Here is a 12,521-nt window from a genome sequence, read left to right as displayed (position 1 = left end):
GATCGATTCGGCATTGATTGTCAGAAGCCGATGCCCGAGTACATCAACTCGTCCGGGTCGTACCGCTGCCGGACGGCGGCGAGTCGCTCCAGGTTGCCGCCGAAGTAGCGTGCCGCCGCTGTGTCGGGTTCGACGTAGTTAACGTAGCCACCGACCGAACTCGCCTGAACCGTGTCGTGTGCACTCTGCAACCAGCGATCGGCAGCGGCAACGGTCGTGGGTGCGGGCGTCTCGGCATACCACTGAATGCACGCCGCCTGCCGACGCCACGGAAACGCCGTATCGCCCGAATCAACGTCGCTGACCGCTCCCGAGAGCGACTCGATCACGGTGGTCGCCGAACCCGCGGCCTGCGGCCATGCCGATGTGGCGGCGACGATCGATTCCGCGGTGGCCGGGGCCATCTTCCCGACGATGTCGGAGCCCGCCACGAACGCCCGCGGGTGAGTCGCTTGGGCACCGCCTTCGAAATAGTGGACGAAGTCCATCCGACTAAGGGTTCGGCTCGTACCGATTGCGGGCCGCACTCCGATCGCGGCGCTCAGGTCAGCGGCTCTGCTCGGACCGTCTCCGGGCGGAGTCGCCAACACCATCGTGCAGTCCCCGGAACCCCCACCCTTCGTGATGTTGACCATGCCCCAGATCGCTCGGTCCGCGGTGCGCAGCCACTCATGCCAGCCGATGATTGCCTGCTCGGTCGCAGCTTCGGGGAATACCAGGGTGATGACGTCCCTGTCGGTAATCGGAAACGTCCGGAACGTGAAGGATGTGACCACGCCGAAGCTGCCGCCTCCACCGCCCCTCAGGGCCCAGAACAGATCCGCGTGGTCGTCAGGCGCCGCGGTGATCGCTTCACCGCTGGGTAACACGACGGAAGCCGATACCAGCGCGTCGCAAGTCAGGCCGGAAAGCCGGGCATCGGACCCGAAGCCCCCGCCCAGCGTCAAACCGGCGACGCCAACTGTCGGGCAGCTGCCGCCTGGGATCGCCCGTCCATGCGCCGCCAGGGTCGTGTGCAACGAATTCAATTGTGCTGCAGCCGAAACCGTCGCCAATCTGCGTTTGTCGTTGTAGGCAACACCGCCAGGCATCTGCCGTAGGTCGATGATCATCGCGGCAGGTGCCGCCGAAGCGCCGATATAGGAGTGCCCGCCACTACGAGCGGCGACCTTGATGCCGTTCTTCGCGGCGAACACCATGGCCTTCTGCACGTCGCTGGTCGACTTCACTGCGACAACCGCCGCCGGTGCACAGTTGGCGAATCGCATATTGAAGACGTTCTTTGCCGCGGTGTACCCGGCGCCGGCCGGCAGAATGAGCTGGCCTTCGATCGCGTCCTCGAGGGCAGCCCAGTCCGGCGGACCGGACACCACGGGCGGAGGTTGCGGACGCGGAGCCGCGGGTGACTGGCACGAGGCCAGCAGCGAACCGGCGGCCACGCCGAGCGCGCCACGAACGAAGACCTGACGTGAGACCTCCGGTGCCATTGCGGAATCGTATGGCTTACGCCAAAGGCGGTGTCCTTGAAGGTGGATCGTCGGGACGGGCGACGCTGGGAATCGCTGCCGAGCTGCGCGCCCGGTCGCAGCGCTGAGGCACTAGAGGCCGAGCTGACTCGGAGCGTCCGAGGCGACGATCACGGTCCCCAGATCATCAGATCCTGCATGCCGTTGTTCATCGTGATGGTGTTCGGCGCAGGGCCGGTTACGTCGAAGTGGATCTTGCCGGTGGATTGCCCGCCCTGCGGGATGGTGCCACCACTGATGTTGGTCGGGCTGGCGACGAACCACAGCACCCGGTAGGCGGCCTGGTTCGGGGCGACTGCATTGAACTGTGAGATCGCGGGCGTGACGCTGCCGGCAACGGCGTGGACGGTCGCGGTGGCCTCCCACAACTGGCCGGCGACCCGGTAGCCCGGCATCGGATCGGTGCTCGGCTTGAGGTTGCCCACCATCCAGGAGTAGGTGACCTGACCGACGCTGTCGGTGTCTTTCAGTGTGCTGCCCAGCTTTCCCACCATGGGATATGCCGCTGTTGCGCTCGGTGCGAGGAGGATCGCGATCGTCGCCGCGATCAGGGCGGACAGGGCGGCCTTCAGTACTGTGGTGATCTTCATGATGCCCTCCACAATCGGTAAAGCACTGACGTATGTCAGCTAACTCCGATGAGGTGGAACCCGTCGATACTTCCCGGAACTGATTCGGGGATCTCGGTCCGTTCGGCCAGGTTGGTCAGCGACGAATCAGGCTGTGCCCTCAGCCGATCTGCTCGCCGAGTTCGAACCAGCGTTCCTCGACCTCGGTGACTTCGTCCTCCAGCGCGCGGATGGCGGCCACCTTGACCGCGAGTCCCTCGAAATCGGACTGGTCGTGGTCCGCCATCGCCGTCCGGGACCGGTTGATCTGTTGCTGCAGTTTCTCCAGCCGGCGTTCCAGGGCGGACAACTCCTTCTGCGCTGCCCGCAAGTCGGCGCCGGACAGCCCGTCCGCTGCAGTGCCGGCGGTCGGTGCCGGCGCCGCGCCGGTCGCTGACCCATGCGCGGCCCGCAACCGCAGGTACTCATCCACCCCGCCCGGCAGATGCCGGAGATGCCCGCCGAGGATCCCGTACTGCTGATCGGTGACCCGCTCCAGGAAATAGCGATCGTGGCTCACCACGATCAGCGTGCCGGGCCACGAGTCGAGCAGATCCTCCATGGCGGAGAGCATGTCGGTGTCCAGGTCATTGGTCGGCTCGTCGAGGATCAGCACGTTGGGCTGTGCGAGCAGGATCAACAGCAGTTGCAGGCGACGTTGTTGCCCGCCGGAGAGGTCCTTGACCGGTGTCGACAACTGGGCGCTGGAGAACCCGAGACGCTCCAGCAACTGCCCGGGCGTGAGTTCCTGGGCCTTCGACCCGCTGCCGAACACATACGTCGTGCGCAGGTTGGCCAGTACCGTCCGCACCGGATCGCCGAGGTGGGGCTCAAGCTCGTCCACGGTCTGGGTGAGGGTCGCGACCTGCAGCGTCTTACCGTGTTTGACCCGTCCCGAGGTCGGTTGCACCGAACCGTCGATAAGGCCCAGCAGCGTCGATTTTCCGGCGCCGTTGACGCCCAGGATCCCGGTGCGCTCACCGGGGGCGACCCGCCACTCGACCTGATGCAGCACTTCGCGGTCGCCGTAGCTCACCGACACATCCAGCAGGTCGACGACCTGCTTGCCCAGCCGTGACACCGCCAGGGACTGCAGCGCGACCTTGTCCCGGATCTCCGGCACGTCGGCGATCAGCGCGTTGGCCGCATCGATGCGGAACTTCGGCTTCGAGGTGCGGGCCGGAGCGCCGCGGCGCAGCCAGGCCAGTTCCTTGCGGGCCAGGTTCTGCCGGCGCGCCTCGATCGTGGCCGCCTGCCGGTCGCGTTCCACCCGCTGCAGGATGTAGGCGGCGTAGCCGCCGTCGAACGGTTCGACGATGCGATCGTGCACTTCCCATGTGGTCGTACAGACCTCGTCGAGAAACCAGCGGTCGTGCGTCACCACCAGCAGCCCACCGGACGACGCGGACCAGCGCTTCTTGAGGTGCTCGGCGAGCCAGGTGATCGCCTCCACGTCGAGGTGGTTGGTCGGCTCGTCAAGCGCCAGCACGTCGTGATCCCCGGCCAGCAGCCTGGCCAGAGCGACCCGGCGCCGCTGTCCGCCCGACAGCGTGCGGAGTTCTGCGTCCCAGGGCAGGTCACCGAGCAGGCCGGAGATGACATCGCGCCCACGGGGGTCGCCGGCCCATTCGTGTTCGGGCACGTCGCCGACCACGGCGTGGCCGACGGTGTCGGCGTCGTCGAGGGTGTCGGCCTGATCGAGTACGCCGACCCGCACACCACCGCGCACGGTGACCCGTCCGGAATCCGGTTCCAGCCGGCCGGCCAGCATGGCCAGCAGGCTGGATTTGCCGTCACCGTTGCGGCCGACGATGCCGATCCGGTCGCCTTCGCTGACACCGACGGTGACCGCGTCGAACACCACCCCGGCGGGGTATTCCAGATGCAGGGTTTCGCCCCCGAGCAGGTGTGCCATCGCCGCCGACCCTATCTGCCGGTGGCCGTGACAGCGGCATCGCATGGGGCCACTGCCGACGTCGGGGTGATCACATCGGGAACCGGTAGCTGTTGTGCCATGATGACCACGTCAATCGGGGGTCGGGGTTGAGTTGTCGTGTGGGGAGCAAGCTGGTGGATTTCTCGGCAGTGACCAAACCGGTCGAGCGGTTGCTGGCGACCGCTCAGAACGGTCTGGAGGTGCTGCGCTACGGGGGCCTGGAGACCGGTTCGGTGCCGTCGCCCTTCCAGATCATCCAGAGCGTGCCGATGTACCGGCTCCGGCGGTACTTCCCGCCGGACGTCCGTCCCGGCGTCCAGAATCCGCGGCCGCCGGTGCTGATGGTGCATCCGATGATGATGTCGGCCGACATGTGGGACGTGACGCGCGACGACGGTGCGGTCGGCATCCTGCACTCCGCGGGTGTCGACCCTTGGGTGATCGATTTCGGTTCACCGGACAAGGTCGAAGGCGGCATGCAGCGCAATCTCGCCGACCACGTGGTGGCGTTGTCGGAGGCCATCGACATCGTCAAAGAGGTCACGGGCCGCGACGTGCACCTGGCCGGTTACTCGCAGGGCGGGATGTTCGCCTACCAGGCCGCGGCCTATCGGCGGTCCAAGGACCTGGCCAGCATCATCGCCTTCGGGTCCCCGGTGGACACCCTGGCCGCGTTGCCGATGAACCTTCCGGCCGGCGTCGCCGCGGGTGCGGCGGATTTCATGGCCGATCACGTGTTCAGCCGCATCGACATCCCGGGCTGGTTGGCCCGCACCGGGTTTCAGATGCTGGACCCGATCAAGACCGCACAGTCGCGTCTGGAGTTCCTGCGGCAGCTGCACGACCGCGAGGCCCTGCTGCCGCGCGAGCAGCAGCGCCGGTTCCTGTCCTCGGAGGGCTGGATCGCGTGGTCGGGGCCGGCGATCGCCGAGCTGCTCAAACAGTTCATCGCCCACAACCGGATGATGACGGGCGGCTTTTCCGTCCACGGTGACCTGGTCACGCTGTCCGACATCGACTGCCCGATCCTGGCCGTGGTCGGCGAGGTCGACGACATCGGTCAGCCGGCCGCGGTCCGGGGCATCAAGCGGGCCGCGCCGGATGCGGATGTCTACGAATATCTGATCAGGGCAGGGCATTTCGGTTTGGTCGTGGGTTCCAAGGCCTCCACCCAGACCTGGCCGACTGTGGCGCAGTGGGTGAAATGGCTTGGTGGAGAACAGATGCCGGAGGGTGTGGTCCCGATGGGATCGCAGTCGGCCGATCATCCGGAGGGCGGGGTGTCGTTCTCCACCCGCGTCACCCACAGTGCCACCGCCGCCACCGAGATGGCGTTCGGGGTGGCCCGCTCGGCGGCCGAGGCCTTGGTGACGGCGAACAAGAACGCCAGGACCCTGGTCATCGAGACGGCCCGGACGCTGCCGAGGCTGGCCCGGTTGGGTCAGGTCAACGACCACACCCGGATCTCGCTCGGCCGGATCATGAGCGAGCAGGCGCGCAGCGTGCCCAACGGTGAGGCGCTGCTGTTCGACGGCCGGGTGCACACCTACGAGGCGGTGGACCGCCGGGTCAACAACGTGGTGCACGGCCTGATCGACGTCGGGGTGCGTCAGGGCGCCCGCGTCGGCGTGCTGATGGACACCCGGCCCAGCGCCCTGGTCGCGATCGCGGCGCTGTCGCGGTTGGGGGCGGTGGCGGTGCTGCTGCCGGAGGCGGATCTGGCCGAGGCCGCCCGTCTCGGCGGCGTGTCCGAGATCATCGCCGACCCGAGCCACCTCGACATGGCGCGTGAACTCGGGAAGCGCGTGCTGGTCCTCGGCGGCGGTGAAAGCCGTGATCTGCACCTGGAGGAGTACGACGACGTCGCGTCTGTCGTCGATATGGAGAAGATCGACCCCGACGTCGTCGAGCTTCCCGGCTGGTACCGGCCCAACCCGGGCCTGGCCCGCGACCTGGCCTTCGTCGCCTTCAGCGAGGTCGGCGGTGAGCTCGTAGCCCGCCAGATCACCAACTTCCGATGGGCGCTTTCGGCGTTCGGTACCGCGTCGGCGGCCAATCTCGGCCGAGGTGACACGGTCTACTGCCTGACCCCGCTGCATCACCAGTCCGGCCTGCTGGTCAGCCTGGGCGGTGCGGTGGTCGGCGGCTCACGCATCGCGCTGTCCCGCGGGCTGCAGCCCGACCGGTTCCTGCAGGAGATCCGGCAGTACGGCGTCACGGTCGTGTCCTACACCTGGGCCATGCTGCGCGAGGTCATCGACGATCCGTCGTTCTCGCTCACCGGAAGCCACCCGGTTCGGTTGTTCATCGGCTCGGGCATGCCCGCCGGGTTGTGGAAGCGGGTGGTCGACGTGTTCGAGCCGGCCCAGGTCGTGGAGTTCTTCGCCACCACAGACGGGCAGGCTGTGCTGGCCAACGTGTCCGGCGCCAAGATCGGCAGCAAGGGCCGCCCGCTGCCGGGCGGCGGCACCGTCGAGCTGGCCGCCTACGACGCCGATGACGACCTGATCCTGGAGGACGAGCAGGGTTTCGTGCGCAAGGCCGAGGCCAACGAGGTCGGCGTGCTGCTGGCTCACCCGCGCGGCCCGGTCGATCCGACCGCCGTGGTCAAGCGGGGCGTGTTCGCGCCGGCCGACACCTGGGTGTCCACCGAGTTCCTGTTCCGTCGTGACGAGGACGGTGACTACTGGCTGGTCGACAACCGGGGTGCGGTGATCCGGACCGAACGCGGTCCGGTGTTCGCGACGAGCGTCAACGACGCGGTCGGCCGCCTGGACGCGGTCGACATGTCGGTGACGTACGGCGTCGCGGAGGGCGGCCGGCAACTGGCGGTGACGGCGCTGGCGCTGCGTCCGGGCGGCAGCGTCCCGACGGCCGATCTCACCCACGCGCTGGACGATCTGGCCGCGGGTAACCCGCCCGACGTGGTGCACGTGGTGGCCGACATGGAACTCGGCGCCTCATACCGCCCGCTCGTCGGTCCGCTGCGGGCGGCGGGCATCCCGAAACCGGGCCGCCGTAACTGCTGGTACTTCGATGCCGATACAGGTACGTACAAGAAAATGACGTCGGCCAGCCGGGCCGAACTCGTCGCGGGAGCCCCCGATGACGAGCCGGCGACCGACTAGCCGACGGGGTGCCGGGGCAGGAAAGCGCTGTTAGGCTCCGGCAGACGGCAGACGGCAGAACGACTGGAGGATCGATGACATCGGGATCGGGTGCGAACAGCTGGTGTCGGATCGTCACCGGAACGGTGACGGGCGGTGTGCTGGTCCTGGGGCTGCTGGTGGGCGCAGGTGCGCCGGTAGCGGCCGCCGATCCCGCTCAGCCGACCCCTGCCGCGGATGCACCTGGATCCGCTGCTCCCGCGGCGCCGCAGATGACCGCCGACGAGGCACTGTCCATCATCGCCAAGGATTACGACACGGGCGAGGGTGGTGGCCAGATCTCGACGCTGATCCACGACATCATGAAGCTGCGTGCGCAGGGGTACAGGCCATCGAACGCCAACCGTGAAGCCATCACCGCGGCGCTCGACAAGCGCCCCAATCAGGTTCCGCTGATCAACGCCCTCAAGAGCACGCTGTCGTACCAGCGCAAGTTGCAGGCACAGTCCAACGCCCAGGTTCCGAAGCAGAGTGGTCTCAACCCCGGGGTGGGCCAGTTCCCGGGTGGCATCGCTCCCATTCCGGGCGGGGGCGGCGGCGAGCCCGGCCCGAGTGGCGGCATCTCGATCCCGCTGGGCTAGCGTCACCTGGTGGTCGACGACAAGCTCTTGAGCATCCTGGTGTGCCCGCAGGACCGCGGGCCGCTGCTGCTGGCCGGTACGGACTGGCTCTACAACCCCCGGTTGCGGCGGGCATACCGGATCGAGGACGGCATCCCGGTGCTGCTCGTCGACGAGGCCGTCGCCATCGAGGACGACGCCGAGCATCGCCGGCTGCTGGAATTGGCCGGATCAGGGGAGTCCGGGTAGGTCACCCGTGAGGTAGCGCTGCAGGGTGGGTGCGATGGTCTCGACGATCTGATCCGCCGGCAGCGTGGCGAAGGGTTCCAGTTCCAGGATGTAGCGCGCCATCGCGACCCCGACCAGTTGCGAGGCGACGAACTGGATGCGCACGCGAGAACTTCCGGGCGGGCTGTCTACCCGGGGCCCGATTTCGCCGATGATGATCTCCTGGAGAAACGACCGCACCAGCGATACGTCGTTGCCGGCCAGGATGGAGCGCAAGGTCGCCACGAAGCCCTTGCCGATCTCAGAATCCCACAGCGGCAACAGGATTGACGGCAAGGTATGTCCGATCTGCTCGACCGGCACGTCTTTGAGCTTCCCGATCACGGTCATGGGATCGATGGGAATGTGGATCGCGGCGGCGAACAGCTGGGTCTTTGTGCCGAAGTAGTGGTGCACGAGGGCGGCGTCCACCCCGGCGTCGGCCGCGATCGAGCGGATCGATGTCTTGTCGATTCCGTTGCGGGAGAACAATTCCCGTGCGCTGGTCAAGATGCGCTCGCGTTTGTCCGACGGGCCGGCGGGGCGGCCGGGCCGTTTGCGTTCTCGTTCGGAATCGATGTCGGTGCTCACGGCTTCCTAAGGTGTTCGGCGGCGCAGGGTGGCCGCGGCCAGACACAGTGCCAGCACAGCAAACCCCACTACGATCGCGATGTCACGGGCCGCGACGGCGGTGAGCTCTGGGTGGGCACCGACCTGCTGCAGGGCTTCGAGCGCATAGCTCGCAGGCAGCACGTTGCTGATCCACTGCAGCCATTCCGGCAGCGCAGCGCGCGGCACAATGATGCCGCACAACAGCAGCTGCGGCGCGATCACCACGGGCATGAACTGGACCGCCTGGAACTCGGTCCGGGCGAACGCGCTGCACAACAGGCCCAGCCCCACGCCCAGCACGGCGTTGATGATCGCGATCAGGAACACCAGGATGGGGCTGCCCGCGGTGTCGAATCCGAGGAACCAGAACGAGACGATGCAGGCCAGGGTGGCCTGGGCCGCGGCGGCGATCGAGAACGCGGTGCCGTAGGCGGCCAACAGGTCGAAGCGGCGCAGCGGTGTGGTCAGGATCCGCTCGAGGGTTCCCGAGACGCGTTCGCGCTGCATGGTGATCGAGGTGATCAGGAACATCACGATCAGCGGGAAGACGCCGAGCATGATCAGACATGCGTTGTTGAACGGCGTCGGGTGTCCCGGCGGGTGCGGCGCATTCTGGAACATGAAGTACATCAGCGTGATGATCAGGCTGGGTACCACCAGGATCATGGCGACACTGCGGTGGTCGGCCGCCAGTTGCCGCAGGATCCGGCCGGTCGTGGCGAGGTAGGCCGCCGGGCTCAGTCGGCCCGGTTGATCGCGCCCGAGTCGCTGCGCCGGATGACGGTGAGAAACGCTTCCTCCAGGGACGTACATTCCGTGTCCTTCCGTAGCTGGTCCGGGGTGGTGTGGGCGAGCAGTCGGCCGTCACGCATGAGCAGCAGGTCGCCGCAGTGGTCGGCCTCGTCCATCACGTGGCTGGAGACCAGCAGTGTGGTGCCGCGCCGCGACAGTTCGTTGAACTGTTCCCACAGGTCGACGCGCAGTACCGGGTCGAGGCCCACGGTGGGTTCGTCGAGCACCAGGAGTTCGGGCTCGGACACCAGCGCACAGGCAAGTGAGACCCGGGTGCGTTGGCCGCCCGAGAGGTTGCCGCAGTAAGCGGTGCGGTGATCGTCGAGGCCGACCGACCGGATGGCGCTGGCGGCCGAGTCCGCAGACGTTCCGTACAGCGCGGCGAAGTACCGCACGTTGTCGATCACCCGCAGGTCGTCGTAGATCGTCGGATCCTGCGTCACGTATCCGACCCGATGGCGCAGCGGTGCCGAGCCGGCGGGGTGCCCGAGCACGGTGACCGTGCCCGCCGCGACGATCTGGGTTCCGACGACGCTGCGCATCAGGGTGGACTTGCCGCAGCCGGATGGGCCGAGCAGGCCGGTTATGGTGCCGCCGGCGATCTGCACGGTGAGATCGCGGATCGCGGGCCGGCCACCCCGGGTGACCTGCAGTCCGGCGATGTCGATGGCCGGGGGAGCGGCGCCGGCCGGGAATCCTGGGGAGAATTCATCAATCGATGAAGTCATCATGTGGTGAATACTGCGCTCCGGTGTGGCCGGTGTCAACGGTGGATGTTGCGAAGTGCAGAATCGCTCGGGTGGGCTTGCAGATGGGCACCGAGCTGTTGACTGGTGCCCCCTTGCTCGCGGCCCGCCGACTGTTGGGAGCCGAGCTGACCGGTCGCGGCGTCAGCTCTGTCATCGTCGAGGTGGAGGCGTACGGCGGCCCACCCGACGGGCCCTGGCCCGACGCCGCCTCGCACTCGTTTCGCGGTGCGGGCGGTCGGAATCTCGTGATGTTCGGCCCGCCCGGGTACCTGTACACCTACCGCAGCCATGGCATTCACGTCTGCGCGAATGTGGTCTGCGGGCACGACGGCATCGCGGGGGCGGTACTGCTGCGAGCGGCGTCGGTGTGCGAGGGCGCCGACGTGGCCGGCGCCCGTCGTGGCCCGGCGATTCGCCCGGCGGCGCTGGCGCGGGGGCCGGGCAACCTCTGTTCGGCCCTGGGAATCACCATGGAGGACAACGGAATTGACCTGTTCGACGCCGACAGCCCGGTCCGCTTGACATTGGGTGATCCGCTTCCGTCGGTCGACGGCCCACGGGTCGGCGTGAGCAAGGCCGCCGACCGCAGATGGCGGTTGTGGCTGGCGGACAGGGGAGAGGTGTCGGCCTACCGGCGCAGCCCGCGCGCCCCCGCGCCCGGTGCCAGTGATTGATCTCGGCAATGCGGCATGATCGTCGTCATGAGCATGGGAATCCTCGATGAGCTGGACTGGCGTGGCCTGATCGCCCAGTCGACCGACCGCGACACGCTGGCCAATGACCTGGCCAAGGGACCCATGACTGTCTACTCGGGCTTCGACCCGACCGCGCCGAGCCTGCACGCGGGCCATCTGGTGCCGCTGCTGACGCTGCGCCGGTTTCAGCGTGCCGGGCACCGGCCCATCGTGCTCGCCGGCGGGGCCACCGGAATGATCGGCGACCCCCGCGATACCGGGGAACGCACACTGAACACCGCCGACACGGTCGCCGACTGGGCCGGTCGCATCCGCGGCCAGCTGGAACGGTTCGTCGAATTCGACGACACCCCGACCGGCGCCATCGTCGAGAACAACCTGAACTGGACCGCCGAGCTCTCGGCCATCGAATTCCTCCGTGACCTCGGCAAATACTTCTCGGTGAACGTGATGCTCGACCGGGAGACAGTGCGTCGCCGGCTGGAGGGCGACGGCATCTCCTACACCGAGTTCAGCTACATGCTTCTTCAGGCCAACGACTTCGTGGAACTGCACCAGCGCCACGGCTGCGCGTTGCAGATCGGCGGCTCCGACCAGTGGGGCAACATCGTGGCCGGCGCCCGGTTGGTCCGCCAGAAGCTGGGCGCCACGGTGCACGCCATGACGACTCCGCTGGTCACCGACTCCGAGGGCAAGAAGTTCGGCAAGTCGACGGGCGGCGGCAATCTGTGGCTCGATCCCGAGATGACCAGCCCATACGCCTGGTACCAGTACTTCGTGAACACGGCCGATGCCGACGTGATCGGCTACCTGCGGTGGTTCACCTTCTTGTCCTCGGATGAGATCGCCGAGCTGGAGGACTCCACCCAGAACCGCGCGCATGAACGCGCCGCGCAGCGGCGATTGGCGCGTGAACTCACCACGTTGGTGCATGGGGAAGGCGCGACGACGGCGGTCGAGCTGGCCAGTCAGGCGCTGTTCGGCCGGGCCGAGCTGACCGACCTCGACGAATCCACCCTCGGCGCCGCGCTGCGGGAGGCAAGTAGTGGACAGGTCGCCGAGTTGAAGCCGGGCGGCCCGGATTCGATCGTCGATTTGTTGGTCGGCACGGGATTGGCGGCGAGTAAGGGAGCTGCACGCCGCAATGTCGCTGAGGGTGGCGTCTATGTGAACAACATTCGCATTGAAAGCGACGAGTGGATACCACGGCAATCCGATTTTCTGCATGAGCGTTGGCTCGTGTTGCGACGTGGCAAGCGGCACATTGCCGGGGTCGAGCGCGTAGGCGCGTAGGCCCACCGACGACCGGGCTCTGACCTGGGAAAACGTCGGAGCAACCAGGCGATTTGACTCGCTGTTAGCGCTCACGTAACTTATTGCAGGTCAGAGCGACACGGACAAGCGCCGGGGAGCGAAGACGGAATCCGAGAGAGACACCCATTACGGTGGGTCTTCTCACTGTCCGTGGTAGAGTTCAGCGGCTTTTAGCCGCGGGGTTTCTGTGCGGCAAACTCGGGCGTGTTGTTTGAGAACTCAATAGTGTGTTTGGTGGTTTTTGTTTGTTGTTTTTGGCCACGCTCTTTTTCCCGTTTAGGGTGTGGTTGTTTGT

11 protein-coding genes are annotated in these 12,521 nt (G+C 67.1%); 5 read left to right on the top strand and 6 right to left on the bottom strand.

The features are described 5' to 3' along the window. Positions 1-20: 20 nt before the first annotated feature. The 3 genes from EYZ64_RS18030 to EYZ64_RS18020 all read right to left on the bottom strand — a co-directional run bounded on the left by EYZ64_RS18030 (position 21) and on the right by EYZ64_RS18020 (position 4,049). Entirely contained in the window at positions 21-1,487 is a 1,467-nt protein-coding gene (locus EYZ64_RS18030) for an FAD-binding oxidoreductase (RefSeq protein WP_135455340.1), read from the bottom strand. A 149-nt stretch (positions 1,488-1,636) separates the two neighbouring features. Next, positions 1,637-2,116, bottom strand: a complete 480-nt coding sequence (locus EYZ64_RS18025) for an MPT63 family protein (protein ID WP_135455338.1) — start codon at positions 2,114-2,116, stop codon at positions 1,637-1,639. Between the two features lie 139 nt (positions 2,117-2,255). After that, on the bottom strand, positions 2,256-4,049 hold the full coding sequence (locus tag EYZ64_RS18020; RefSeq protein ID WP_135455336.1) for an ABC-F family ATP-binding cassette domain-containing protein: 1,794 nt from the start codon (positions 4,047-4,049) through the stop codon (positions 2,256-2,258). 152 nt (positions 4,050-4,201) lie between these two features. On the opposite strand from EYZ64_RS18020, the gene EYZ64_RS18015 reads away from it, so the two are divergent. The 3 genes from EYZ64_RS18015 (at position 4,202) to EYZ64_RS18005 (ending at position 8,046) form a co-directional block, all read left to right on the top strand. After that, entirely contained in the window at positions 4,202-7,198 is a 2,997-nt protein-coding gene (locus EYZ64_RS18015; RefSeq protein WP_210115667.1) for an acyl-CoA synthetase, read from the top strand. A 74-nt stretch (positions 7,199-7,272) separates the two neighbouring features. Beyond that, positions 7,273-7,818 (top strand): hypothetical protein, encoded by a 546-nt coding sequence (locus tag EYZ64_RS18010; RefSeq protein WP_135455334.1) that lies wholly within the window; start codon positions 7,273-7,275, stop codon positions 7,816-7,818. A gap of 9 nt (positions 7,819-7,827) precedes the next feature. Beyond that, a complete protein-coding gene (locus EYZ64_RS18005; RefSeq protein WP_135455332.1) occupies positions 7,828-8,046 on the top strand; it encodes a Trm112 family protein in 219 nt (72 codons plus the stop codon). Here EYZ64_RS18005 and EYZ64_RS18000 read toward each other — a convergent pair. From EYZ64_RS18000 to EYZ64_RS17990, 3 genes are read right to left on the bottom strand one after another with little or no spacing between them, the layout of a single operon-like run. Next, positions 8,029-8,655 (bottom strand): TetR/AcrR family transcriptional regulator, encoded by a 627-nt coding sequence (locus EYZ64_RS18000; RefSeq protein ID WP_135455330.1) that lies wholly within the window; start codon positions 8,653-8,655, stop codon positions 8,029-8,031. The genes EYZ64_RS18005 and EYZ64_RS18000 overlap by 18 nt on opposite strands. Before the next feature lie 6 nt (positions 8,656-8,661). Beyond that, a complete protein-coding gene (locus tag EYZ64_RS17995) occupies positions 8,662-9,489 on the bottom strand; it encodes an ABC transporter permease (protein ID WP_167857873.1) in 828 nt (275 codons plus the stop codon). After that, positions 9,414-10,199, bottom strand: a complete 786-nt coding sequence (locus EYZ64_RS17990; protein ID WP_135455327.1) for an ABC transporter ATP-binding protein — start codon at positions 10,197-10,199, stop codon at positions 9,414-9,416. Before EYZ64_RS17990 ends, EYZ64_RS17995 begins: the two co-directional genes overlap by 76 nt. An 80-nt stretch (positions 10,200-10,279) precedes the next feature. Between EYZ64_RS17990 and EYZ64_RS17985 the strand changes: the two genes are divergently transcribed. Continuing rightward, complete coding sequence (locus EYZ64_RS17985; RefSeq protein ID WP_135460093.1) at positions 10,280-10,891, top strand: DNA-3-methyladenine glycosylase; 612 nt, start codon at positions 10,280-10,282, stop codon at positions 10,889-10,891. A 27-nt stretch (positions 10,892-10,918) separates the two neighbouring features. Continuing rightward, a complete protein-coding gene (gene tyrS / locus EYZ64_RS17980; protein WP_167857872.1) occupies positions 10,919-12,205 on the top strand; it encodes a tyrosine--tRNA ligase in 1,287 nt (428 codons plus the stop codon). The last annotated feature ends 316 nt before the right edge of the window (positions 12,206-12,521 follow it).

It is taken from the genome of Mycobacterium sp. DL99, from assembly GCF_004762045.1.
Lineage (GTDB): Bacteria > Actinomycetota > Actinomycetes > Mycobacteriales > Mycobacteriaceae > Mycobacterium.
The sequence above is the reverse complement of the archived record's forward strand: the minus strand, read 5'-3'. Positions and strand labels throughout refer to the sequence as shown.